At 66.9% G+C, this 24,485-nt stretch carries 24 protein-coding genes and 1 riboswitch; of the genes, 9 read left to right on the forward strand and 15 right to left on the reverse strand.

Features of this window, described 5'->3' with window-relative positions; all coding sequences use genetic code 11:
- Positions 1-9: 9 nt before the first annotated feature.
- Together K32_RS12295 and K32_RS12300 are read right to left on the reverse strand one after the other, a co-directional pair.
- Complete coding sequence (locus K32_RS12295; protein ID WP_201399818.1) at positions 10-894, reverse strand: carbohydrate ABC transporter permease; 885 nt, start codon at positions 892-894, stop codon at positions 10-12.
- Positions 895-1,086: 192 nt separating this feature from the next.
- The gene (locus K32_RS12300) at positions 1,087-2,436 is read right to left on the reverse strand and encodes an extracellular solute-binding protein (protein ID WP_201399819.1); all 1,350 of its coding nucleotides are present in this window, start codon (positions 2,434-2,436) and stop codon (positions 1,087-1,089) included.
- A 332-nt stretch (positions 2,437-2,768) separates the two neighbouring features.
- Between K32_RS12300 and arsK the strand changes: the two genes are divergently transcribed.
- Complete coding sequence (gene arsK, locus K32_RS12305) at positions 2,769-3,974, forward strand: arsenite efflux MFS transporter ArsK (RefSeq protein ID WP_201399820.1); 1,206 nt, start codon at positions 2,769-2,771, stop codon at positions 3,972-3,974.
- Here the strand turns inward: arsK and K32_RS12310 are convergent.
- The 4 genes from K32_RS12310 to K32_RS12325 are packed head-to-tail and all read right to left on the reverse strand — an operon-like array spanning position 3,949 to position 7,982.
- Positions 3,949-4,710 carry an ABC transporter permease gene (locus K32_RS12310; RefSeq protein ID WP_201399821.1) on the reverse strand — a complete coding sequence of 254 codons (762 nt, stop codon included), beginning with the start codon at positions 4,708-4,710 and terminating at the stop codon, positions 3,949-3,951. The genes arsK and K32_RS12310 overlap by 26 nt on opposite strands.
- Positions 4,707-5,627: an ABC transporter permease gene (locus K32_RS12315; RefSeq protein ID WP_201399822.1), complete on the reverse strand. Its 921-nt coding sequence runs from the start codon at positions 5,625-5,627 to the stop codon at positions 4,707-4,709. Before K32_RS12315 ends, K32_RS12310 begins: the two co-directional genes overlap by 4 nt.
- 27 nt (positions 5,628-5,654) lie before the next feature.
- On the reverse strand, positions 5,655-7,151 hold the full coding sequence (locus tag K32_RS12320) for an ABC transporter substrate-binding protein (protein ID WP_201399823.1): 1,497 nt from the start codon (positions 7,149-7,151) through the stop codon (positions 5,655-5,657).
- A 48-nt stretch (positions 7,152-7,199) separates the two neighbouring features.
- Complete coding sequence (locus K32_RS12325; protein ID WP_201399824.1) at positions 7,200-7,982, reverse strand: (2Fe-2S) ferredoxin domain-containing protein; 783 nt, start codon at positions 7,980-7,982, stop codon at positions 7,200-7,202.
- A 117-nt stretch (positions 7,983-8,099) separates the two neighbouring features.
- Positions 8,100-8,326, reverse strand: a riboswitch (cobalamin riboswitch).
- Positions 8,327-8,546: 220 nt separating this feature from the next.
- On the opposite strand from K32_RS12325, the gene K32_RS12330 reads away from it, so the two are divergent.
- Both K32_RS12330 and K32_RS12335 read left to right on the forward strand, forming a co-directional pair.
- Positions 8,547-8,807, forward strand: a complete 261-nt coding sequence (locus K32_RS12330) for a hypothetical protein (RefSeq protein ID WP_201399825.1) — start codon at positions 8,547-8,549, stop codon at positions 8,805-8,807.
- 106 nt (positions 8,808-8,913) lie between these two features.
- A complete protein-coding gene (locus tag K32_RS12335) occupies positions 8,914-9,702 on the forward strand; it encodes a class I SAM-dependent methyltransferase (protein ID WP_201399826.1) in 789 nt (262 codons plus the stop codon).
- 89 nt (positions 9,703-9,791) lie between these two features.
- On the opposite strand, the gene K32_RS12340 is transcribed toward K32_RS12335, so the two are convergent.
- The 5 genes from K32_RS12340 to K32_RS12360 all read right to left on the reverse strand — a co-directional run bounded on the left by K32_RS12340 (position 9,792) and on the right by K32_RS12360 (position 13,923).
- Positions 9,792-10,487 carry a phosphatase PAP2 family protein gene (locus K32_RS12340; RefSeq protein ID WP_201404475.1) on the reverse strand — a complete coding sequence of 232 codons (696 nt, stop codon included), beginning with the start codon at positions 10,485-10,487 and terminating at the stop codon, positions 9,792-9,794.
- Between the two features lie 191 nt (positions 10,488-10,678).
- On the reverse strand, positions 10,679-11,641 hold the full coding sequence (locus K32_RS12345) for an alpha/beta hydrolase (protein ID WP_201399827.1): 963 nt from the start codon (positions 11,639-11,641) through the stop codon (positions 10,679-10,681).
- Positions 11,628-12,275 carry an RraA family protein gene (locus tag K32_RS12350; protein WP_201399828.1) on the reverse strand — a complete coding sequence of 216 codons (648 nt, stop codon included), beginning with the start codon at positions 12,273-12,275 and terminating at the stop codon, positions 11,628-11,630. The genes K32_RS12345 and K32_RS12350 overlap by 14 nt, the downstream gene beginning before the upstream one ends.
- 26 nt (positions 12,276-12,301) lie before the next feature.
- Positions 12,302-13,552 carry a UxaA family hydrolase gene (locus K32_RS12355; protein ID WP_201399829.1) on the reverse strand — a complete coding sequence of 417 codons (1,251 nt, stop codon included), beginning with the start codon at positions 13,550-13,552 and terminating at the stop codon, positions 12,302-12,304.
- Positions 13,549-13,923: a UxaA family hydrolase gene (locus tag K32_RS12360; protein WP_201399830.1), complete on the reverse strand. Its 375-nt coding sequence runs from the start codon at positions 13,921-13,923 to the stop codon at positions 13,549-13,551. Before K32_RS12360 ends, K32_RS12355 begins: the two co-directional genes overlap by 4 nt.
- A 119-nt stretch (positions 13,924-14,042) precedes the next feature.
- On the opposite strand from K32_RS12360, the gene K32_RS12365 reads away from it, so the two are divergent.
- The 4 genes from K32_RS12365 to K32_RS12380 all read left to right on the forward strand — a co-directional run bounded on the left by K32_RS12365 (position 14,043) and on the right by K32_RS12380 (position 18,547).
- Positions 14,043-14,723 (forward strand): GntR family transcriptional regulator, encoded by a 681-nt coding sequence (locus K32_RS12365; RefSeq protein ID WP_201399831.1) that lies wholly within the window; start codon positions 14,043-14,045, stop codon positions 14,721-14,723.
- Between the two features lie 126 nt (positions 14,724-14,849).
- Positions 14,850-15,866: a sugar ABC transporter substrate-binding protein gene (locus tag K32_RS12370; RefSeq protein ID WP_201399832.1), complete on the forward strand. Its 1,017-nt coding sequence runs from the start codon at positions 14,850-14,852 to the stop codon at positions 15,864-15,866.
- A gap of 150 nt (positions 15,867-16,016) precedes the next feature.
- The gene (locus K32_RS12375; protein ID WP_201399833.1) at positions 16,017-17,528 is read left to right on the forward strand and encodes a sugar ABC transporter ATP-binding protein; all 1,512 of its coding nucleotides are present in this window, start codon (positions 16,017-16,019) and stop codon (positions 17,526-17,528) included.
- Entirely contained in the window at positions 17,525-18,547 is a 1,023-nt protein-coding gene (locus K32_RS12380) for an ABC transporter permease (RefSeq protein WP_201399834.1), read from the forward strand. Before K32_RS12375 ends, K32_RS12380 begins: the two co-directional genes overlap by 4 nt.
- Before the next feature lie 70 nt (positions 18,548-18,617).
- Here K32_RS12380 and K32_RS12385 read toward each other — a convergent pair whose 3' ends face one another.
- The gene (locus tag K32_RS12385) at positions 18,618-19,679 is read right to left on the reverse strand and encodes a hypothetical protein (protein ID WP_201399835.1); all 1,062 of its coding nucleotides are present in this window, start codon (positions 19,677-19,679) and stop codon (positions 18,618-18,620) included.
- Between the two features lie 740 nt (positions 19,680-20,419).
- On the opposite strand from K32_RS12385, the gene K32_RS12390 reads away from it, so the two are divergent.
- On the forward strand, positions 20,420-21,685 hold the full coding sequence (locus tag K32_RS12390; RefSeq protein WP_201399836.1) for a porin: 1,266 nt from the start codon (positions 20,420-20,422) through the stop codon (positions 21,683-21,685).
- A gap of 59 nt (positions 21,686-21,744) precedes the next feature.
- Here K32_RS12390 and K32_RS12395 read toward each other — a convergent pair whose 3' ends face one another.
- Positions 21,745-22,053, reverse strand: coding sequence for a hypothetical protein (locus K32_RS12395; protein WP_201399837.1), 309 nt, complete (start codon positions 22,051-22,053; stop codon positions 21,745-21,747).
- A gap of 253 nt (positions 22,054-22,306) precedes the next feature.
- On the opposite strand from K32_RS12395, the gene K32_RS12400 reads away from it, so the two are divergent.
- Positions 22,307-22,564, forward strand: coding sequence for a YjhX family toxin (locus tag K32_RS12400; RefSeq protein ID WP_201399838.1), 258 nt, complete (start codon positions 22,307-22,309; stop codon positions 22,562-22,564).
- A gap of 55 nt (positions 22,565-22,619) precedes the next feature.
- On the opposite strand, the gene K32_RS12405 is transcribed toward K32_RS12400, so the two are convergent.
- Both K32_RS12405 and gatA read right to left on the reverse strand, forming a co-directional pair.
- Positions 22,620-22,925, reverse strand: a complete 306-nt coding sequence (locus K32_RS12405) for a chorismate mutase (protein WP_201399839.1) — start codon at positions 22,923-22,925, stop codon at positions 22,620-22,622.
- 7 nt (positions 22,926-22,932) lie between these two features.
- Positions 22,933-24,414 (reverse strand): Asp-tRNA(Asn)/Glu-tRNA(Gln) amidotransferase subunit GatA, encoded by a 1,482-nt coding sequence (gene gatA, locus K32_RS12410; RefSeq protein ID WP_201399840.1) that lies wholly within the window; start codon positions 24,412-24,414, stop codon positions 22,933-22,935.
- Positions 24,415-24,485: the final 71 nt, after the last annotated feature.

A 24,485-nucleotide genomic window follows, 5' to 3' on the forward strand; every position in this document is an offset into this window, starting at 1 on the left:
ATCCGCCCCCTATTTGTAGTGCACGCGCCGCTCGATGAAGCGGAACTGCACGATGGTGAGGAGGACGACGAGGCCCATCAGGATGATCGACTGCGCGGCGGCGCCGGAATAGTCGAGCCCTTTGAAGCCGTCGAAATAGATCTTGTAGACCATGAGCTCGGTCGCCCTCGCCGGGCCGCCCTGGGTCATGATGTCGACGATGCCGAAACTGTCCTGGAAGCTCTCGGTGATGTTGATCACGAGCAGGAAGAACAGGGTCGGCGTCAAAAGCGGCAGCTGGATATCCCAGACGCGGCGCATCGGGCCGGAGCCATCCATCGCCGCCGCCTCGATCAGCGAGCGGGGAATGCTCTGCAGCGCCGAGAGGAAGAAGATGAAGTTGTAGCCGATATATTTCCACGAGAAGGCGATGATGACGGCGATCATCGCGTCGGTGCCGTGGAGCGCCGGATTCCACAGGCCGGGCCAGACCTGGTTGATCAGCGACATGAAGCCCGCCTCGGGCGCGAGGATGAAGCGGAAGGCGAGACCGAGCGCCGGCGCGGCGATGGCGTAGGGCCAGATGAAGATGCTGCGATAGGCCTTGTGGCCGCGCATCTCGCGATCGGTGAAAAGCGCCAGGATCAGCGCGACGCCCATGGCGATGCCGGTCGAGCCGAGGCCGAATACCATGCTGCGGGAAATCGCGCCCCAATAGTAGGGATCGGCGAGCAGCTGGCGGAAATTCTGCAGACCCACCCAGGTGTTGCCGCCGCCCCAGGGCTGCTCGAGCGTGAAGGCCCAGTAGAGGGCCTGGCCGCTCGGCCAGTAGAAGAAGACGAAGATCAGCACGAGCATCGGCAGCACGAACAGAAGGCCGATCGTCGTGGATGAGAAGGTGGCGCGCTTTTCCATCGGATGGTCTCGTTGTTCAGGCTGTCGACGCCCTGCGACGGGGCGGCGACAACCTGGATCCGGCTCGGCGCATGGGGCATCCGGCCGGATCGAGAAATAGGCGGAACGTGAACGGGCCACGTTCCGCCCGGCCTCCCTTGTCCCTCCCCGTAGGGCGAGGAGGGCGGGGTGGGGAGTTCGAACCCGCGGAGACTACGGCAGCGTCTTGCCGGCGTAGGTCTGCTCGAACTTGCGCAGGATCTGGTTGCCGCGATCGGCGGCGGCGTCGAGCGAGGCCTGGACGTCCTCGTTCTTGATGAAGATCGCCTGCAGGCCGTTGGAGACTTCCTGGCGGATCTGCAGCAGGCCGCCGAGACGGATGCCATGCGGAGCCGGATCTTCGGCCGGCGAGGCGGTCAGGCTGGCGATCGCCAGTTCACGACCCTTGTACGGAGCCTTGGCGTAGAAGCCCTGCTCGTTCAGGTACTGGAAGCCCGAGTTGCGGACCGGGATGTAGCCGGTCACGGTCGACCAGGTCAGCGCTTCTTCCGGCTTGGCGATGAAGTTGAAGAAGGCGGCAGCGGCCTTGTATTCGGGCTCGGACTTGCCGGAGAGGACCCAGAGCGAAGCGCCGCCGACGAAGGAGCTCTTGCGCGCCGTGCCTTCGTAGACCGGGAGCATCGCGACGTCCCAGTTCATGCCTTCCTTGGCGGTGCGGCCGATGTTGCCGTGATCGCCGACCGAGGTCAGGATGACCTGGCAGTCACCGTTCGCAAAGGCTTCGACGAAGGTCTGGCCGGTTTCCTTCGACTTGATGACGGCTTCGCCGTTGTCGTACCAGCCCTTGAGATCCTTGACGAACTGGACCCACTTGCCCTTGTTGAAGGTCAGTTCGGCGTCGAGGCCGTCAAAGCCGTTGCGCTTGGTGGCGATCGGCTCGCCATGGATGGCGTTGAACTGCTCTTCGAGCTGCCAGACTTCGTCACGCGAGATGTTGAAGCCGAGCGGGCAGGCATAGCCGGCCGCCTTCAGCGCCTTGAAATCGGCCGCGGCTTCTTCCCACGTTGCCGGAGCATGGTCCTTGCCGATCTTGGCGAAGGCGTCCTTGTTCCAGTAGAGCAGCGCGGTCGAGGAGTTGAAGGGGAACGAGAACATCTCGCCCTTCGACGTCGCATAGTAGCTGGAGATACCGGAGAAATAGTCCTTCCAGTCGACCGTGTAGCCCATGTCGGTCATGAGCTTGTTGGCCGGGTAGAAGGCGCCCGACAGCATGATGTCGAGGGTGCCGGCGTCCGAGACCTGCGCGATCGTCGGCTGCTGGCCGGCGCGGAAGGCGGCGATGGTGTTCTGCAGCGAAGCGTCGTACGTGCCCTGGCTGGTGCAGACGACTTCGTAGTCGCCCTGGCTGGCGTTGAAGCGCTCGCACTGCTCCTGGACGCGCTTGGCGATATCGCCCGAATTGCCGAACCAGAAATCGATCTTGGTCTTGTCGGCCGCGGCGGGGCCGGCGAGCAGCGCTGCGACGGCAAAGGTGCCGACGGCGCCGAGGAGCTTGGCGGTCATGGAGAGCCTCACAAAGGGGTTGAGCGCCAGGTCCGGCGCGACGGGCCACCGCTTAGCCCGCCGCCCGTAACGCTCGGATGACACGCCGGCTTAGTGAAGAAAGCCGCCCTGCCCGCCCCTCCCAACCGCGCGGAAACGCTGGGGAAACTCCGTCTTGCCCGACACGGCGAGGCCGCAACCTGGCCGGGAAAAGCACGCCGGGATCGCCCGGATCGATTCAGGCTGTTCTTGACGGTCGGGAAGGCGCATAGAACCGCCGAACCCCCACGAGTCGCGAAGCGGGCCGACGTCAAGCGGCCCGCCACAGGCCATCCGCTCCAAGGCGATCACGCATGAATCCCCGCAACGCGGTCCTCGCGCTCGGCCTGACCCAGATCATCGGCTACGGCACGCTCTACTACAGCTTCAGCGTCCTCGCCCCGGCCATGGGGCGCGAGTTCGGCATCTCGACGGAGTGGATGTTCGCCGCCTTCTCCGCGTCGCTCCTCGTCGGCGGCCTCAGCGCGCCCTGGGTCGGCGCCTGGATCGACCGCGCCGGCGCCGGACGCGTCATGACGGTCGGCTCGCTCGTCGCGGCGCTCGCGCTCGGCGCCTCGGCGCTGGCGCTGAACGGCGCCATGCTCGTCGCCGGGCTCATCGCCATCCAGGTCGCCTCGACGCTGGTGCAATACACCAGCTCCTTCACGCTGCTGGTGCAGATCAACCCGACGCGGGCCCAGCGCACCATCACCCAGCTGACGCTGATCGCCGGCTTCTCGTCGACGCTGTTCTGGCCCTTCACCACCGAGCTGCACGCCTATCTCGACTGGCACCGCGTCTACTGGCTGTTCGCGGCGCTGAACCTCTTCATCTGCTTTCCCGTCCATGCCTGGCTGATGATCCAGACCCGGCGCGACATGAGCCGCAGCTCCGACGCCAATCCCCTCGTCCCGGCGAGGGCGCCGGTCATCGGCGTGGTCGAGGAAGCGGCCCGGCCCCGCGCCTTCGGGCTGATGCTGGCGGGTTTCGCCATCCAGAGCTTCGTCACCTCGACCTTCCTGGTGCACATGCTGCCGATGCTGACCGGCCTCGGCCTCGCCAAGGCGAGCGTGCTGGTGGCGTCGGTGTTCGGGCCGGCGCAGGTGCTGAGCCGCTTCACCAACATGACCTTCGGGGGCAAGCTGTCGCAGAGGACGCTGGCGATCATCGCCTCGCTGTTCCTGCCGCTCGCGACCGGCACCCTGCTCATGACCGCGCCAAACCTCGCCGGCGCCTTCGCCTTCGCCATCATCTTCGGCCTGAGCTCCGGCCTCTCCAGCATCGTGCAGGGAACGCTGCCGCTGGAGCTCTTCGGCAGCGACGGCTACGGCAAGCGCCTCGGCCGACTGACCTCGGTGCGCCTCGTCGTCTCCTCCGCCGCCCCCTTCACCTTCGCGCTGATGACGGAAGGGCTCGGCTATCCGGTGGCGCTCACCGTCATCGCCGGTCTCGGCACCCTCGCCGTTTTCGCCTTCGTGGCAATCGGCAGCCCGGTCAATCCGCGTCGAACGAGGCGTTGAGCGCCGCCGCCACGCCGGCGATGGCGAGGCCCGGCCAGACCATCAGCATGGGATGGTCGAAGATGAACATCCGGTACTCGAACAGCATCGCCCCCCAGTCCGGCCGCGACGGATCGGCGCCGAGGCCGAGAAAGGCCAGCGAGGCATAGGCCGTGACCGCGAGGCCGCCTTGGCTGCCGATATGGGCGAACAGCACCGGCGCCATGTTGGGCACGACATGGCGCAGCACCAGCGGCAGGCCGTCGACGCCGAGCGCCCGCGCCGCCTGCACGAAGGGCTGGCCGAGCAGCCGCTGCGCCAGCGCATGGGCGAACAGCGTATAGGGCCCGACGCCGGCGAGACCGAGCGCCACGCCAGCGGTGAGCGGACTCAGCCCGAAGATCGCCGCGGCCGTCAGCGCCACGATCAAAGTCGGCACGACGATGAACATTTCGGCGGCGCGCAGGATCGCCGCGCCGCGCCAGTCGCCCAGCATCGCCGCCGCGATACCGAAGGCGCAGCCGCCGACCATGCCGACGGCGGCGACGCAGACGAGCACGATCGCCGTGCGCCAGCCGCCGACCATCAGCCGGGAGAGGAGATCGCGGCCGAGCTGGTCGGTGCCGAGCCAATGCGACCACGAGCTCGGCGCATGGCGCAAAGCGAGCTGGATGGCGTCCGGATCATGCGGCTGCCAGAGCGCGCCCGCCAGCATCAGCACGAGGACCAGAATGGCCGGGAAACGCCGGAGGCTCACGGGACCTGCCTCGGCGCCAGCCAGGCAAGGCTCGTCGCGATGGCGGCATTCAAAAGGAGAAGCCAGAGCGCGACGACCATCACATAGGCCTGCAGCACCGGATAGTCGCGCGCCGCGATGCTCTCGACGAGGAACTGGCCGATGCCCGGCAGGCCGAACAGCACCTCGAGGGCGGCGGTGCTGCCGACGGCCCAGCTCGCCTCGGCGCGGAAGGCGGAGAGCAGCGCATAGAGGGCATGGGAATGGCCATGCCGCCAGAGCGCGGCGCCGCGACCGAGCCCCTTGGCGAGCGCGGTGCGGAAGAAGGGCTGCGTGCTGACCTCGATGAGATCGCGCCGATAGACGCGGGAGAGGACGGCGAGCGAATGCAGTGCGATCAACGCGATCGGCAGGATCAGCCCGGTCCAGTCCCGCGTGAACGGACGGATCCAGCGGAGCTGCACGCCGAGCACGAAGAGCAGGATCAGGCCGAGCCAGATCGACGGCACCGCCTGGGCGAGCACCGCCAGTCCCCGTGTCGCGCGGTCCACGAGGCCGCGCGGCCAAAGCGCCGCCAGGAAGCCGAGCGGCACGGCGACGACCAGCGCTATCGCCAGGCCGGAAAAGGCGATCGATAGCGTCAGCGGCAGACGGCGGACGAATTCCTGAAACACAGGCTCGCCGGTGCGGAAGGAGATTCCCCAGTCGCCGCCGACGAAGCGCAGCACCCATGCGGCATAGCGCTCGAGGAAGGGCCGGTCGAGGCCCCATTGGGCGCGCAGCCCGGCGACCAGATCGCCGTCGAGGGGAAGGTTCCAGGCCCGGATCGCGATGGCGACCGGATCGGACGGCATCGCGGAAATGATGGCGAACGCCAGCAGCGAGATCGCCAGCAAGCTGGCGATCGTCCTGAACGCGATCCGGGCCGGAAGGGTCATGAAGGCGCCGTCACCATGATGGGATCGTCACTTCGCCTCGCCGATATCGGCGCGCAGCACGTGATAGTCCGAACCCCACGGCTCGTAGCCGGCGAGCGCCTTGGAGAGGCCGACATGCCAGACCGGCGAGACCAGGAACGTGACGGGCGCGTCCTCGAACAGCTTGGCTTGGGCTGCCGCCGCGATCGCCGCCCGCTTGGCCGGGTCGGTCTCGTTGGCGAAGCCGTCGAGGATCGCGTCGAAGGCGGGATCGGCATAGCCGGAGAAGTTGAGGCCCGCGCCGGTCCGGAACGTGCTGTTCAGGAAGAAGGCGGGATCGCCGGTCGGCGCCGTGTGCTGGGCCCAGAGGAAGATGTCGAAATCACCGGAGCCGGCGACCTCGTTGGAATTCTCGACGATCCGCGTCTCGACCTCGATGCCGAGCGCCGCGAGCTGCGCCTTCACCACCGGCAGCATCGCGACGAGATCCGGCCGCTGCGGATAGGCGAGCACCGCGAGCTTGAGGGCGGCGCCGTCCTTGCTGCGCTTGCCATCCGCGCCGGCGACCCAGCCGGCCTCGGTCAGGAGCTCGGCCGCCTTGGCGACGTCGGTCGTCCGGGGCTCCTTGGCCGCGAACGGGAAATAGGGCGCGTAGGCGCCGGTCGCCGGCAGTCCGCCATGGATCGCCAGCACCAGCTGGTCCCGATCGAGCGCGAGGTCGATGGCGCGGCGGACGCGCGCGTCGCCGAACGCGGGCTTCCGCGTGTTCAAATAGGCGAGATACTGGTAGCCGACGGGGAAGTCCTTGATCGTCAGCTCCGGATTGGCCTTCAGGCGGGGGATGCTCTCCGCCGGCAGGCCGAAGGCGAGGTCGAGTTCACCGGCCTCGAAGGCGAGCGTCATCGCCTGGCTGTCGGCGAACTTGCGGTAGGTGACCGGGCTGCGCTTGTCGGCGCCCTCGAAATGCGGGTTCGGCTCCAGCTCGATCTCGGCATCGGGCCGGAACGTCTTCACCGCATAGGGACCGCTGAAGGTCGCCGTGCCATCTTCCTTCAGGTGGTAGATGACGAGCGGCCATTCGGCGAACAGCGCCTGGATCAGCGCCACCGGCTTTTCCGTCGTCACCTTCATCGTCAGCGGATCGACCGCCTCGAAGCGCAGCGTGCCGCCGGTCGCCAGCGCCGCCTTGTTGTTGGCCATCGTATGGGCGAGCCCGGCGCCGACCGTCTCCGCCGAAACCGCCGTGCCGTCCGAGAAATGCCGGCCGGGCTTCAGCTTCACCAGCCAGACGAGTTCATCGGCCCGCTCGGCGCTCTCGGCGAGCTCCGGCACCAGCACGCCGTCCTTGTCGACCGCGAACAGCGTCTCGCCGACGCCATGGCTGGTGAGCGCCCAGCCATTCGAGCCCTTGGCGGGATCGAGCCCGGAGGTGATGAAGGAAGCGCCGACGCGGAGCGTCTCGGCGGCCGAGGCCGGCACGGAAAGCGCCGATGCCGAGGCGAGCAGCGCGGCGGAGACGCGCAGGGCGCGAAGCATGGTCTTCATGCGGTTTGGTCTCTCTGATGGAGGAAGGAAAAGGGATGCCGGCGGCGTTCAGCCGCGCAGCCTTTGTTTGCGGCCGGTCGGCGCATAGGCGAGCGCCGGGACGATCCGGCCGGCGAGGAGATGCTCGTCGATGATCCGGTCGACGCCGCTCTCCGTGACGCCGCCGTAATAGGTGCCTTCGGGAAAGACCTGCAGGACCGGAGCGAGGTTGCAGGGGCCGAGGCAGGTCGATTTCGCCGTCATGACACCGTCGCCGACCGTCCGGAGCTTGCGCCGTTCCTGCTCGTTGCGGAGATGGCCCCAGATGACGTCGGCGCCGGCCGCGTTGCACGGCCCGCCCTGGCAGACCAGGACACGGCGCTTCTGCGCCGGGACCAGCGAGGCATCCGGCAACGGCTTTTCCGGAAGGGCGACGGGCGGCCGCGCGGCGCAGCCTTCGATCAGCTCGTCGATCAGGCCATCAAGCGCCGGCGCTTCTTCCGGCGGCGCGGCGACCCGGATCACCGGCCAGGCGCTCTCCGCGAGCCAGCGCTGCAGCGTCCGCCCGAGCCAGGCGTTAAAGCTCGGCTCCAGCGGGATGAGCAGGGGAATGATGACGATCTCGGCGTGCCCGGCGTCGCGGAGCGACAGCATCACGTCGCGCAGCGTCGGCGTCCCCTGCTCGGAGAAGGCGAAGACGACATGCTCGCCTGGTTCCCGCTGCTGGTGGATGCGCTCGGCGAGCCGCTGCATTTCCCGCATCGGCGCCGCCGCGAAGGCGGATTTCGCCAGCAGCACGACGGCGCGGGCCGGCGGCCCGGCCTCCGGCCGAGCAGCTTGAATAGAGGACATGTTTCCGACTCCCCGGCGGAACGGGCGAGAGGCCGGAAAAGACCGCATGAATGGGAAATCCGGGCGGAATGCGCCCGTCACGACCAGCCAAACGTTCCCTGTGGACACCCCGCCCAAGGACATTGCACCGGTCAGGGCAGGTCTCCTGGCTCGCGGGTCGATGCCGTCGCTGCCTGTCTTCCCGGCGATCTCTCGCCAGTGACGTAGAATGGCAGCGCGGCTCACCGCTTACAGTTGCGGGGGCAGCTCCGGCCTTGCCTCGGTCCTGGACCGATCGGGCGCACCGGGTTCCCTCTTAGCTCTCTGCCTTGCGGTCAGAGAGAACCTTGACCGGCGCCGAACCTAGCGAGGACGACGCCCAAGTCAACCAGGCAGACCGCGCGATGGCGCCTGCACGGAGACGTTGCAGTCAGCGAGTGCGACACCTCCCTGAATGGTGACGGGCATGACCTTTGGGACACACTCGCGGAGGTTTCGGGAGGTTTTTCCCGGCTGGACCGCATTCACCGCACACAGCTATGACCGACTCAGCTAAGCATCGTCTCAGCGTTAAGGAGACGTTAAGTGTTTGATTCGGCGGTCTACTACGTCCAGCCCAATGAAGACCGGGGCTTTGCCATCATGAGCCAGACAGGCTCGCTCATCGGCGCCTTCTCGTCGCATGACGTGGCGCTTTCCATGGCCAAACACCTCGGCAATTCCGCCGCCGAACTCGGCATGGCGGCGCGCGTCTTCGAGCGCTCGGACGACGCGCATGAAACGCTGGTGTTCGAACGCTGGCCGATCCGCCTGGCCGATCTCCCCTGGGACGCCGTCACCGACTGAACCGTCCCGCTACGCGGGATCGCGCACGGCCCCCTGCCCCGCCGGCTTGACAGCCACGCGCCGATCTGGTGAATGGCGCGCCCGCAGCGAGCCGGAGGCGCCTACCATGGACATCTCGACCGTCGCCGCGCATTGGGAAGCCAATGCTGAAGCCTGGACCCGCCATTCGCGCGCCGGCTATGACGTCTACCGCGACGCCCTCAACACGCCGGCCTTCCTCGCCATGCTACCGCCGATCGCGGGCCTCGACGGTCTCGACATTGGCTGTGGCGAGGGTTCCAACACGCGCCAGCTCGCCGGCCTCGGCGCGCGCATGACCGCGGTCGACATCGCGCCGACCTTCGTCCGCCATGCGCGGGAGAGCGAGGCGGCCGATCCGCGCGGCATCGACTATCATGTCGGCGACGGCATGGCCCTGCCCTTCGCGGACGCAAGCTTCGACTTCGCCACCGCCTTCATGTCGCTGATGGACATGCCGGACCAGCCGGCCGTGCTCGGCGAGGCGCGTCGCGTGCTGCGGCCGGGCGGCTTCCTGCAGTTCTCGATCCTGCATCCCTGCTTCGTGCCGCCGCGCCGGCGCAACATCCGCGACGCGACAGGCGAGCCCGTCGCCGTCGAGGTCGCCGATTATTTCGAGACGATCGACGGCAAGGTCGAGAGCTGGTGGTTCTCCTCGCTCCCCGCCGCCGAGCGCGCCAAGGTCGAGCCCTTCCACGTCCCGCGCTTCCACCGGACGCTGAGCCAATGGGTCGAGATGGTGGTCGGCGCCGGCCTCGTCATCGAGGCGTTCGGCGAGCCGCGCGCCAGCGTCGACGCAGCGGCGGCCGAGCCCATCATCGCCGACACCCGCATCGCGCCGATCTTCCTGCACATAAGGGCGCGCAAGCCGGGTTGAGGCAGGGCGCCGATCTGTTTAATGGCGCGCCCAGATGAAGAAAGGGGCGCCCTGGGGCGCCCCTTGACAGGCTGAGGGTCGAAAGCCGTTTACATGCCGAGATCGGCACGAAGCTCCGCCCTGGCCTCCTCGTAGGCCTTCACGAAATCGGCATCGTGTTGCAACTGGATGGCGATGACCGCCCCGGAGATGCGCCCCATCTCGATGTCGGAAGGGTAGTGAATCCCCGCCACGACCCGGTTGTGGCCGTACTGCCAGGCGCGGGCCATGATCTCAGCGCGCTTCTCCGGAACCATGTCGGACAGGATGATGCCCATCATCGTTCCAACGGTCGTGTGACCGGACGGCCAGGAGCCGGAGGTCGTCGGCTTGACGACGGGCTTGACCAGATCGCTGAGCATATGGGGGCGCGGACGCTTCCAGACGTCCTTGGCCGGATCGACGACCGCGCCTTCCGTCGCCGCAACGCGCTCAAAGAAGGCATCGACCTTCGGCAGGGCGTCCTTGGTGAATTTTGGCCCCATTACGTCAGCGAAGCGCCAGACATTCTCTTCGGCATCCGCCTTGGCGCGCGCTTCCATGTCCGGTGTGCGCGTCACCTGCAGTCTCAGCACTTCGGCGATTTCAGCCTTGGTCTCGGCTGAATCGTTGGCCGGCGGAGGCGGCAGGATCATCGTCAAATCGACGTCCTTGGCGGTGAGGAAAGGCTTGGCGTCCTCGGCATTCGCGGCAGTGCCGACAACGAGAAGGAGGAAAAGCCCAGCGAAGGGGGCAAGTTTCTTCATGGAGGCTGGATCCTGACAGAGAAAGCAAGCAAGGCGCCGATCCTCGTTCGGCATGATAACAAGCCAATGACAGTCCCTGTGGTGGGCGCGTAGGCCGGAGTGACGCCGCGAGCTGGGTGCTCGCGTGAGCGAAGCCTCGAAGGAGCGTCCAGCCGGGCACCCCGGCATGCGGGTTGGTCAGTCTGGCGCGCTCAGCCGACCCTCTCCATCCACTCCGCCACCGCCTCATAGGCGGCGATCGTCCCCGGCGGCGGGGTCGGCACGCCGATGAAACCGTGGTTGACGCCCTGGACATGCCTATAGGTCACGGTCACGCCGGCCGTGGCGAGACGGGCGGCGAAGAGCGCGCCGTCCTGCGCCAGCACGTCATAGGCCGCCGTCACGATCAGCGTCGGCGGCAGGCCGGCGAGATCGGCGACGTCCGCCGCGAGCGGTGAGCAGCGCGGATCGTTCCATTGGTCGGGATCCGGCGCATAGAGGCCGCGGAACCACAGCATGTCGGCCGTCGAGAGGCCGACATTACCGTCGCCGAAGGCGCGATAGGATTCGCCGACGCCGATCGCCGTCATGTCGGTCACCGGATAGAAGGCGATCAGGCCGGCCGGCTGCCGCCCGCGCTCGCCGATACCCGGCAGCACGGCCGCGATCGCCAGCGTCGCGCCGGCGCTGTCGCCCGCGACGAAGACGCGGTCGGGATCGGCGCCGAGGCCCTCCGCCCGCGCCGAGAGATCGGCGAGCGCCGCGTCGGCGTCGTCGGGCGCTGCCGGGAAGGGATGCTCGGGCGCGAGGCGATAATTCACCGACACGACGATCGCGCCGGTCGCGATGGCGAGGCGGCGGGCATTGCGGTCATGCGTGTCGTAGCTGCCGAGCACGAAGCCGCCGCCGTGGAAATAGACGATCAGCGGCGCCGCGGCGCTGACGCCAGGCCGGTAGAGCCGCGCATGCAGGGGCCCCGCCGCGCCGGCGACCTCGATCGCCTCCACCACGACCACTTCCGGCATGCGGGACGGATTGGCCTGCATCTCCTCGAACATCGCCTTTGCCACGTCGGGCGCGACATCGGGAAAGGCCGGCCGGGCACGCCGCGCCTTGACGCCCTCGACGAGCAGCGGATGCAGCGGTTCCGTCGGGGTCAGGTCAGAATTTGCCATATTTCAGATAGGCCTCTTGTGGGTCCGTGCCCGCGAGGATCGCGGTGCGTACGCGGTTTTCCGTGGCGATCGCCGTCTCCGCCCGCTCGACCACCTCGCCGAGATGCTCGAACGGAATGCGGACCAGCCCGTCGCGATCGCCGAGGAAATAGTCGCCCGGACGGATCGCGATGCCGCCGATCTCGATCGGCACCTCAGTCGCCACGGGCAACCAGTGTCCGACGATATCACGCGGGGTGAAACCACGGCACCAGGTCTGGAAGCCCATCTCCAACAGGAAATTCACGTCACGGGCGTAGCCGTCGACGATGCAGCCGCGCACGCCCTTGTTCTTCAGCGTCTCGGCCGAGAGCTCGCCCATATGCGCGACGATCCGGTCGTTCGGCTGCGACACCCAGATCGAGCCGGAAGGCGCCTTGGAGAGAAGCCCCGTCCAGGCGAGCAGCGTCTCGTGACCGTCGGCATGGGGATCGGCCCGGCCCTCGATGGTGAAGGCAGGCCCGGCAAGCGCGCGCTCCGGCAGGATCGGCCTGAGCTCGGCCGGCAACGTGAAGTCACGCAGGCCCATGGCGCGCATGACGTCATGCACGACGCCGGTGTAGCACGCCTCCAGGCGCGCGGTCAGATCGGTCAAGCTGTCCTCCCCCCAGATCGCTGTGGTCAGACCGGCAGGCAGGCCGGTCCGATCGGCTCGAAGCTCTTGTAGCCGAGCACGAATTCCTGGTGCGCCAGCTCTTCCGACTTGGTGCGCCCGCCCTGCCCGAGCCCGACGACGAGATCGTGGATCTCGCGCCCGACGGCATCGAGGCTGGCCTTGCCCTCGATGATCCGGCCGGCGTCGACGTCCATGTCGTCCTCCATTCGCCGGTAGGTCTCGGGATTGGCGCAGATCTTCACCACCGGCGAGATCGCCGATCCGACGACCGAGCCGCGCCCGGTGACGAACAGCACGGCATGGCTGCCGCAGGCGATCAGTTCGGCGATCTCGGCATTGTCGTTGATGTTCGGGAAGCCGAAGCGCACCTCGCCGTCCGGCACCACGTCGAGCAGATAGAGCCCGCCATGCGGCGGCAAATCGCCGGGCTTGATCAGGCCGGAGATCGGCGAGGCGCCCGATTTCGCATAGGCGCCCATCGACTTCTCCTCGATGGTGGTGAGCCCGCCCTCGGCATTGCCGGCGGCGAACGAGCCATAGCCGAGCGTCGCATAATAGCGGGCCGCCTTGGCGACGGACTGCTCCAGGATCTCGCCCAGTTCCGGAGTAACAGCCCGCGCGGCCATGATGTGCTCGCAGCCGATCAGCTCGCCCGTCTCCTCGAAGATGCACGCCGCCCCCGCCTCGACGAACAGGTCGAAGGCGCGGCCGGCGGCCGGATTTCCTGAGATGCCGGACGTGCCGTCGGAACCGCCGCAGACGGTGCCGATGATGAGCTCGCTCGGCTCCATCGGCACGGTCGGCGCAGCGTCGAGCGCGGCGCGCTGCTCGGCGACGAAGGCCCTGCCCTCGTCCATCGACTTGCGTGTCCCGCCGGTCGCCTGGATGACGATGGTCTTCACCGGTCGGCCGCTGTCGCGCACCTTCTTTTCCAGGGCGTATTTGTTGAAGCTCTCGCAGCCGAGTGACACCAAAAGCACCGCCCCGACATTCGGATGAGTGCAAAGGCGCTCCATCATCCGCTCGGCATAGGCATTCGGATAGCAGCCGGGAAAGCCGATGACGTGCACGTCGCGCTCGCGGAAGGGAATCGCGATCTCGCGGGCGACGTGATGGGCGCATTCGACGAGATAGGCGACGACGACCGTGTTGCGGATGCCCTTGCGGCCGTCGCTGCGCAGCCAGCCCTGCATGGTGGATGTCTGGGTCGATGCCGGCGGGACGGGCGCGGCTTCCGTTGCGATCGCCATGCTCATCGGCCTGCCTCCGCCTCGTTCGCGTCCATCAAATGATAGGTCGGCGTGTAGTCGCTCTTGACGTTGTGGACATGCACCGGCGTGCCGGCCGCGATCGCCTCGGTCGCGGTGCCGATCGGCGCGCCATATTTGACGATCTTCTCGCCCGCCCGGATCGGCCGCCGCGCCAGCTTGTGGCCGAGCGGCAGGTCGGCGGCGAGCGTCACCGTCGCGCCCCCCACCGCGATCGACGAGCCCGCGCGGATCCGCAATCGCGCGACGAAGACGTTGTCGGCCTCCGCCAAAAGCAGAAGCCGCGCGTCAGTGCCATCGACTGCGATGGAAGACTCGCCGGCAAGTTGTTGCAAAAGCTCATGATCAGGAAGCGGCATGGCAATCGGGCTCTGCTCAAATATCCGTCTCTCGATAACCGAGCTATCGGATCGGGCGGACAAAAGAAACAAAAAATTTTTTATTGCTAGCCGATCGAATACGCGCTTATCGTTGCGGCATGCCCAAGCTGAAACGAGCCACACTTGCCGAGCAGGCCTACGAGGAGTTGCGGAGCCAGATCGTCTCCGGACGCCTGCCGGCCGGCCAGCGCCTGCTGGCGGACCAGCTGGCGGGCGAGCTGATGATCAGCCAGACGCCGGTCAAGGAAGCGATCGCCATGCTGGCGCGGGACGGCCTGGTCGAGGGCGCCTCGCGGCGCGCCTCGGTCGTGCGCCACTTCACGCCCGAGGACATCCGCGAGATCTTCGAGGCGCGTATGCTGGTCGAGCTGGATGCGCTCGGTCGCGGCATCGCCTCGGGCCGCGCCACGCCGGAATTCGTCGCCCGGTTGCGGGCGATCTTCGAGGCGCACATGGCGGAGGTCGGCAAGCAGAACAGCGATGCCCTGGTCGACGCCATCCGCCTCGACCGCGAGTTTCACGAGCTGATCGTCCAGCTCGGCGCAAATGACACGATCGCCAGCTGGCATCGGGTCATCCAGCGCCAGACCCAGACGATCCGCAATTTCACGCTGAAGAGCTACTCGCTGGAACGGACGCGGCGGGAACATTCCGCGATCGTCGAAGCCGTGGCGAAGGGCGAGGCCGAACAGGCCGTCGCGGCGCTCCGGGCGCATCTGCTCGCGAGCCGCGACGCCATGATGTCGCGCGAACCCGGGGAGTTTCCGGTCCGCGCCTGAGGGCGGACGACACTGAAGGTAAGGCGCGATGTCGGAGGAGGACGTCGTCGGGGGAACAGCAGCACCGGAGAACCGGGCAATCCCTCGACACGGGACTGCGTGACTGAACCAGTGGGAGGAAACCACATGAGGACCTTGAAGAAGGCCGCCCCGATCCTGGGCGCGGCACTGCTGGCGACGATGATGGGGGCGAGCGGCGCCAGGGCCGACGGCGAGAAGGTGGCGGTCGACTTGACGACGCTGACCTCGCCGTTCTGGACCTCCTACAACCGCTACATCGTCGAGGAAGCCAAGAAGCAGGGCGTCGACCTGCTCGAGCCCTTCAATTCCGAGTTCGACACGGCGAAGCAGATCACCGGCGTGCAGAACGCGCTGTCGCTCGGCGCCAAGGGCATCATCTTCTCGCCCTTCGAATCCGCCGCCGCCGGCTCGGTCCTGAAGGCGTCGGAAAAGGCCGGCGCCAAGGTCGTGGCGGTCGACGTCGCGCCCGACAACGGCCCCGTCGCCATCGTCGTGCGCGCCAACAACCTCGCCTATGGCGAGAAGGCCTGCAAATTCATCGGCGACCACGTCAAGGAAGGCCCGGTCGTGCAGATCATGGGCGACCAGGCCTCGATCAACGGGCGCGATCGCGGCAACGGCTTTCGCGAGTGCATCACCAAGAACTATCCGAAGCTGAAGCTGCTCGAGATCCCGACCAAGGCCTGGTCGGGTGAAGACGCCGCCGCCGGTCTCGACGCGCTGCTCAACGCGCAGCCCGACCTGAAGGCGATCTATATGCATGCCGGCGGCGTGTTCCTGGCGCCAACGCTGCAGACGCTGAAGCGCAAGAACCTGCTGAAGCCGGCAGGCACGGAAGGCCACATCGTCATCGTCTCGAACGACGGCATCCCGCAGGAATTCGACGCCATCCGCAAGGGCGAGATCGACGCCACCGTTTCGCAGCCGGCCGACCTCTACGCCAAATACGGCATCCAGTATCTGAAGGAAGCGATCAACGGCACGACCTTCAAGCCGGGCCCGACCGACCACGACAGCACCATCGTCGAGGTCCGTCCGGGCGTGCTGGAAGACCAGCTCGCCGCGCCGCTCGTCACCAAGGAAAACGTCGACGACAAGGCCTTCTGGGGCAACCAGCTCTAAGGGCATCCGGGGTTCGGGAGGTCCGCCTTCCGAACCCTTTCAAAGGCTTGCGGTCACCACCTGACGGAATGGATCAGGCAGCATCGCCTGATCCGCCAGATCCGGAGAAATCGATGCCCCTTCCTTCTTCCTGCCGTGGGCGAAGCGCACATGCCCTCGATTGACCCTGCCATCCCGATCGTCGAGGCGCGCGGCGTCTCCAAGCGCTACGGCCCGACCACCGCGCTGCACGAGGCGCACATCAAGGTGTTCGCCGGCGAGTCGCACGCGCTGGTCGGCCGCAACGGCGCCGGCAAGTCGACGCTGGTCGGCATTCTGACCGGGCTGCGCGCTCCCGATTCCGGCCAGGTGCTGTTCTCGGGCGAGCCCGCGCCGGCGATCGCCGACCGCGAAGGCTGGCGCCGGCACGTCGCCTGCGTCTACCAGCATTCGACGATCATTCCGGACCTGACCGTCGCGGAAAACCTCTTCATCAACCGCCATCCGACCGAGCGCGGCTTCATAAGCTGGTCGACGCTCCGCCGCCGCGCCCGCGAGTTGCTGGATCAATGGGGCGTCGCCGTCTCCGAGGATGCCCGCGCCGGCGACCTGCGGATCGAGGCGCGCCAGCTGGTCGAGATTGCCCGCGCCCTCTCCTATGGCGCGCGCTTCATCATTCTCGACGAGCCGACGGCCCAGCTCGACGGCGACGAGATCAAGCGGCTCTTCATTCGAATCCAGGAGTTGCAGGCCGCCGGGGTGACCTTCCTGTTCATCTCGCACCACCTGCAGGAGGTCTACGAGATCTGCCAGACGGTCACCGTGCTGCGCGATGCCCGCCACATCATCACCGCGCCCGTCGCCGACCTGCCGAAGGACCGGCTGATCGAGGCGATGACGGGCGAGCATGTCAGCCTCGGCGTCGCCGATGCCGCAGGCCGAACCGTGCCGGAAGACGCCGCCGTCGCGCTCGAAATCGACCGGCTTTCCGGCGACGACTTCAAGGATGTCTCCTTCAATGTCCGGCGTGGCGAAGTCGTCGGCCTCTCGGGTCCGACCGGCGGCGGCCGCATCGGCCTCGCCGAGGCGGTGGCGGGGCTCTCGCCCTATTCGGCCGGCGCTATCCGCATCGACAAGAAGCCGCTGCCTTCCGGCGACGTCACGGCGGCGCTCGAACTCGGCGTCGGCTGCGTGCCGAAGAGCCGGCACGACCAGGGCCTCGTCCTGTCGCAATCCGTCGCCGACAACGCGATCATGACCGTGAACCGCCACATGGGCCCGCTCGGCTTCATCGCGCCGAAGCGACGCGCCGAGTTGACGGGCCGAACGATCCGCTCGCTCGGCATCGTCACACAGGGGCCTGACCAGCTCGTCTCCGGCCTTTCCGGCGGCAACCAGCAGAAGGTCGTGATGGGCCGGGCGCTCGCCAACGATCCGTCCGTCCTCGTGCTGATGGACCCGACCGCCGGCGTCGACGTGAAATCGAAGGAGGCGCTGCTCACCGTGATCGAGCGGATGCGCCAGGAGGGCAAGGCCATCCTCGTCGTCAGCGGCGAGATCGAGGATCTGAAGACCTGCGACCGGGTGCTGGTGATGCGGCACGGATCGGTCGTCGCGGAACACAAGGCAGGCTGGAGCGATAACGCGCTCGTCGCCTCCATCGAAGGGATCGAGCTCGCATGAACACGCATCCATCCGCCACGGCGACGACGATCGCCAGCGCCGCCAAACCGGCGCCGCGCCGGCCGATGATCCGCCTGCACGACCTGGCGCTGCTGCCGGCGCTGGTGATCCTGATCGTCATCGGCGCCTTCATCAGCCCCGCCTTCCTGACCCAGGGCAACGTGAACACCATCCTCACCTCCTCCGCCGCGCTGGCGCTGGTGGTGCTGGCCGAATCGCTGATCATCATCACCGGAAAGTTCGATCTCTCGCTCGAATCGACCGCCGGCTTCGCCCCGGCGATCGGCGCCCTGCTGGTCCTGCCGGTCGCCAACAACGGCTTCGGCATCGAGTTGCCGACCTTCGTGGGCATCCTGGTCGTGCTCGGCGTCGGCGCGCTGATCGGCCTGATCAACGGCATCCTCGTCGTCCGCTTCACGCTCAACGCCTTCATCGTCACGCTGGCCATGCTGATCATCCTGCGCGGCATGCTGGTCGGCGCCACCAGCGGGCGGACGTTGTTCGACCTGCCCGACGCCTTCTACGCGCTGATGGTCATCACCTTCCTCGGCCTGCCGCTCGCAGTCTGGCTCGCTGCGCTCGCCTTCGCCATCGCCGCCGTCATGCTGCGCTATCATCGGCTCGGCCGCGCGCTCTACGCCATCGGCGGCAATCCGGAGGCGGCGCGCGCCGCCGGCATCCGCGTCGAACGCGTCACCATCGGGGTCTATATATTGGCGGGCATCCTGGCGGCGATCGGCGGGCTGGTGATCACCGGCTATGTCGGCGCCATCAGTGCCAACCAGGGCAACGGCATGATCTTCACCGTCTTCGCCGCCGCCGTGATCGGCGGCATCTCGCTTGACGGCGGCCGCGGCACCATGTTCGGCGCGCTGACCGGCGTGCTGCTCCTCGGCGTCGTGCAGAACCTGCTGACGCTGGCGCAGGTGCCGTCCTTCTGGATCCAGGCGATCTACGGCGCCATTATTCTCGGCGCGCTGATGATCGCCCGGCTCGCGTCCGGCCACGCGCAGACCTGAGCCGACGTGCAAACGAAAGAAGCCGCCGCGTTGGACGCGGCGGCTTCTCCTTTCCGGGGGGCAGAATCGATCAGATCCGGCGGGCCAGCTTGCAGAGCTGCACCAGATCGGGGTCGAACGACATCGGGTTGCGCAGGATGGTCGGGCACTTGCGCGCCAGCGCCTGGCGCTCGCCGCCGCTCAGGCTGCTGTCCGAGACCGAAGTCGGGCCTTTCGGGTTGCCGGGATTGCCCGGTCCGCCAGGATTGCCCGGGCCTCCAGGGCCGCCGGGGCCGCCCGGGTTGGTGGCGACGCGGCCGCCGCAGGATCCGCCCACGCTCAGGCAGAGATTGAGCAGACCCGCCTGATTGAGCACACCGAGGCGCGTGTCGATCAGGCCGAGCAGCTTGGAACGGTCGCCCGTGCCGCAGCCAGAACCGCCGCCGGCATTCACGCAGACCTTGGCCAGCTCCTTGTTGGAGAGCACCGCCGCCCTGGCATGGATGCCGCCGATCAGGTCGGACCGGACCTTCGCATTGGCGACGCCCTTGGGGCCGAGCACGTTGGCGGTCACCTTGGTGCCGCCCTTGGCCCCGCAGCTGGCGCCGACATTGACGCAGACATTGGCGAGTTCCTGCTTCGACAGGAGCTTCAGCCGCGCATCGACCAGGTGAATCACCTGCTCGCGATTTCCCCCGCAGCTGGCGGCGCCGCCGACACCGAGGCAGAGCCGGATCAGCTCCCGCTTGCTGAGGACGTCGATACGCGCGTCGATGCCGGAAAGCAGCGTCGATTTCGACGTGTTCTGCAGCGCACTCCCGCTCGGCGCCGTGCCGTCACCCGAACCGGTCAGGCCGCTCGTCACGCCGCCGACCGTATTGCCAACAGCGCCGGTGACGCCGTTCACCGTGCCGCCGACGGCATTGCCGAGATTCGAAACCGTGCCGCCGAGCGCGTTGCCCGTATTGGTCACGGTATTGCCCAGACCGCCGCCGACCGCGCCGCCAACAGCCCCTGTCACGCCGGAAACGGTGTTTCCCAAGCTGCCGGTAACGCCGCTGACGACGCCGCCAAGACCTTCGGAGTGGGCCGGCATCAACATGGTGCCGATCAGGAATGCCGCCGAAGTCACTGTCATTCGCAATATAGACATCTAGCCCTCCTTTCCCGTCGAGTGCGTGGCTCACCTCAACCGCGCATTCGTCAACGAAACGAGATTGACAGGGTTCCAGATGAAAACACGAATGATATTCATGTGATCAGGCGATCGCGAAGCTAGATAGGCTCGCGCTGCGATATTCCGCCTGTAGACCATTCGAATTTTAGATTATTTGCCGCACTGCAATACTGTCGGCGGCGCCCGGCGACGCGCCTCTGCCGGAGCGTCACCCATGCAAGTCGTTTTACTTGCCTCCGAGACGCATCGAACATCGCGCCAATGCGCGTTAGAAACCCAACGGAAGCCAACGCGTTTCGGATGAATTTGGCGCCGCCATATTTTGGACGCGATCCGAATAACTTTCGCCGGAAAGCCTATAGGCATGTTATTTCAAGAAATATACAGCTGATATACAAGTCACTTGAATATGAATTGCCGGCAAATTAGTCGATTGATCGGGATATTAAAACAACTCGCAGAAGTCATAATCCCGTAATACTTCGATTCAGAGATGATTCTACCTTGCGACAAAACCTGCCATGGCTAGGTTGCGACTGCCTGCCACGAGGGGTCGTGGCGGGTGTCGGATGCGGCGTTCACGGGGTGGTGACGCGCAACGACCAAATCGCATAGGGGCGTCGAGTGCTTCAGTCGTCGAGGCCGGTCGGATCTGCGGGTCCGGCCGCGTGCCGGCACGGCGGTGTTCGAAATCTCCAAAAATTGGAAGGTCAGAAATGACGTTTAAGTCTCTTATTCTCGGCTCCGCGGCCGCGATCGTCCTCGCCGGATCGGCCCAGGCCGCCGATCTCGCCATTGCCGAACCCGTCGACTACGTGAAGGTCTGCGACGCTTTCGGCAAGGGCTTCTTCTACTCGCCCGGCACCGACACCTGCATCAAGGTCGGCGGCTACCTGAAGTTCGTCACCCAGTTCGGTGACAACGACTACAGCGCCTTCAACAAGATCTACAAGAACAGCACCTGGAACGGCTTCTACACGGAAGCGTCGATCCAGCTGACCGCTTCGTCGATCACCGAATACGGCAACCTGACCGGCTGGATCGACTACCGCGCCAGGACCGGCAACGACGTCGGCTCGGGCTCCATCGCCAACCTGGTCAACGCCCAGACCAACTCGGCCTATGTCGACACTGCCTGGCTGCAGTTCGGCCCGATCAAGGCCGGCCGCTTCGACTCGCTGTTCGACTTCGGCCAGGGCTTCGACGACACCGGCATGTTCGCGTCGGACACCAAGACCGACCACATCGAGCTGTCCTACGCCATCAACGGCTTCGGCCTGACGCTGTCGCTCGAAGACAACCGCGACCGCGGCGCCGTCGGCAACTACGACGTGTTTGACGGCAACGGCAACCTGATCGCCACCGGCGGCCAGACCAACATGCCCGACATCGTCGGCGCCGTGACCTACGCTTCGGGCATCTTCAGCACGAAGGTCGCCGGTGCCTACTTCAAGCACGCCATCGACATCTCGGGCGGCGGCGTACCGGGCAATCCGTACACCTACGACAGCAAGGACGGCTTCGCCGTCGGCGGCATCGTCGAGCTGGCCCTCGACAGCATCTCGAAGGGCGACAAGGTGCAGTTCTCGGCGAGCTACGCCCAGAACGGCAACTCGTTCACCGGCATCACCGGCGGCACCTCGGTCGCCAACCTCTCCAGCTCGATCACCGGCAACGCGGCCCTCGACGCCGTTCCGGGCAACAGCTGGAGCGCCTTCACGTCGTACAAGCATGTCTGGAACAGCCAGATCTGGACGTCGGTCTCCGGCGGCTATGCCTCGTTCGACAGCAAGGCCGACTTCGCCGCCTGGAACGATCGCAGCTTCGACGCCTGGCGCGTTGGCACGACGACCAACTTCACGCCTGTGAAGGGCCTCGACCTGCTGGTCGACGTCTTCTACAGCTCCGTCTCCTCGGACACGGCGAAGGTCAAGGACGGCGACGCCTGGCAGACCAACATCTTCCTGAAGCGCTCCTGGTAAGCTTCGGCCTATCGTGAATGCAGGAAGCCTGGCGGAGCGATCCGCCGGGCTTTTTCCTGTCAGCTCGGCATCAGCGCCAGCATGATGCCCGCCCGCTCCCGGTCTGGGTCGCCCTCGCCCACCGGCTGCCCGGCGCGGCCATACCAGTAGCGCGCGTTCCAGAGGTCGCCCTCAACCCGATGGATGTGGGCGTGAACCCAGGCGCCGGCCCGGCTCTCATCCTCCTGGACGAGCGCGTGCGCGGCCTCCCAGTTGCCCTTCTCCAGATGCCAGAGCGCGGCGAGCGGCGCCGACAATCCTTCCGGCGGCTGCGGCGCCGCGAGCGACGCCCGAAATTCGGCTGCGGTTGCCGTGCTTTTCTCCACCATCCGTCTTCCTCCCGCGTTGCGTTCCGGCAACGGCCCGCATTTCCCGATGCCGGCTGCCTGACGCAGACTTGTCCCTACGGCATGATACATCTATGCACGGAACCGTCTTCAGGAGTTTGGATGTTCCGTTCGCTTCAGTCCCGGTGATCCCCTGCCCCCGTTAGGCAGGGTCAAGAAGCCCGCGCGCGCGTCGTCGCTGCGCGGCCCGCTTTGCTGCGGCTTTTGATCACCGAATATCCGGACGAAGCTTTCCATGAACGTCTCGAAACTCGAGCAGCGCATCCTGCATGCGCTCGCGCAGGGCGCGACCATCCGTCATCACAGGAACGAACAGGGCCGCATCGTCGCGGTCGATTGCGCCACCCGCGAGGGCTGGATCCTCTCTGACTGCACCGTCGAACTGTTCCAGCGCCTGAAGCGCCGGCGCCTGATCGCGTCCCGGGGCAGCGCGCCCTACCGCATCACGCGCGCGGGCCTCGACGCGGTTCGCGCCCAGTTGAACAATCGCTGAAACGAAAAAGGCCGGCGGATGGATGTCCGCCGGCCTTTGTACCTTGCCTCGAGATCTATCGCGCGAGGCGCGCGGCGATGGTCCGCCGCTCATATTCGATGTTCCACTCGATCAGGCGGCGCCAGAGATCGCGCGCCAGACCTTCGTCGAGACCCGCCTCAACGGCTGCGGCCGCCACCCGGTCGAGCACCTCGTCGACCCGCTCCGGCACCAGCGCCTCTTCCGGCGACGACTTGATCTCCGCCATCCGGCGCACATAGCCGAACCGCTCCGCCAGCACCGCGACCAGCTCGGCATCCAGCCGATCAATCTCGGTTCGGATATCGCTCTTGGTCACGCACTCGGCCGGTGTACGCGTCATGACGGCATCACCACCACTTCGACGGCGTGAACGTGCCGGCGGCGTCCTCGATCACCTGGCCGAGGCGGAACAGCGTCTCTTCCTCGAACGGGCGACCGATCAGCTGCAGGCCGAGCGGTAGCTTCGCCTTGTCGAGGCCGGCCGGAACGGCGAGGCCGGGAAGGCCGGCCATGTTCACCGTCACGGTGAAGATGTCGTTCAGGTACATCTCGACCGGCGAGGCCGTCGCCATTTCCGCGAGCCCGAAGGCGGCGGACGGCGTTGCCGGCGTCAGCACGGCATCGACGCCCGCGGCGAAGGCGAGATCGAAATCGCGCTTGATCAGGGTGCGGATGCGCTGGGCGCGGACGTAGTAGGCGTCGTAATAGCCGGCCGACAGCACATAGGTGCCGATCAGGATGCGGCGCTTCACCTCGTGGCCGAAGCCGGCCGAGCGGGTGTTCTCGTACATCGAAGCGATGTCGTCGCCGGGGACGCGCAGGCCGTAGCGGACGCCGTCATAGCGCGCCAGGTTGGACGAGGCCTCGGCCGGCGCCACGATGTAATAGGCCGGCAGGGCGTATTTCGTATGCGGCAGCGAGATGTCGACGATCTCGGCGCCGGCTTCCTTCAGCCAGGCGATGCCCTGCTGCCAGAGCGCCTCGATCTCGTCCGACATGCCGTCGAGCCGGTATTCGCGCGGGATGCCGATGCGGAGGCCCTTCACCGACTGGCCGATCGCGCCTTCGTAATCGCCGACCGGAACGTCGACCGAGGTCGTGTCCTTGTCGTCGACGGAGGCCATCGACTTCAAGAGGATCGCGGCGTCGCGCACCGTGCGGGCGATCGGGCCGGCCTGGTCGAGCGACGAGGCGAAGGCGACCGTGCCCCAGCGCGAGCAGCGGCCATAGGTCGGCTTGATGCCGACGGTGCCGGTGAAGGCGGCCGGCTGGCGGATCGAGCCGCCGGTATCGGTCGCGGTGGCGCCGGCGCAGAGGCGCGCGGCAACGGCCGCCGCCGAGCCGCCCGAGGAACCACCGGGAACCAGCGGCGCGTTCGAGCCTTCCTTGCGCCACGGATTGACGACCGGGCCGTAATAGGAGGTCTCGTTCGACGAGCCCATGGCGAACTCGTCCATGTTCAGCTTGCCGAGCATGACCGCGCCGTCGTTCCACAGATTGGCGGTGACGGTCGATTCATAGTTCGGCTTGAACTGGTCGAGGATGTGCGACGCCGCCTGGGTGTGGACGCCTTCGGTCGCGAACAGGTCCTTGATGCCGAGGGGCACGCCCTCGAGCGCCCGGCCCTCGCCCTTCGCCAGCCGCTCGTCGGAAGCGGCCGCCATGGCGAGCGCCTGGTCCGGCGTCTCGAAGACATAGGCATTCAGCGAACGCGCGGCTTCCATCGCGGCGAGATAGGCCTTGGTCAGCTCCGTGGCGGAGAAGGCCTTGGCCGACAATCCCTCGCGGATCTCGGCAATGGTCAGGCTGGTCAGGTCTGTCGAAGACATCGGCATCTCGAAAATCAGGAGGCGGAAGCGGTGAGCGGCGTCACCGTGCTGAGGACGCGCGCGCCCTCTTC

This window comes from Kaistia sp. 32K, assembly GCF_016629525.1.
In the GTDB taxonomy this organism is placed as follows: domain Bacteria; phylum Pseudomonadota; class Alphaproteobacteria; order Rhizobiales; family Kaistiaceae; genus Kaistia.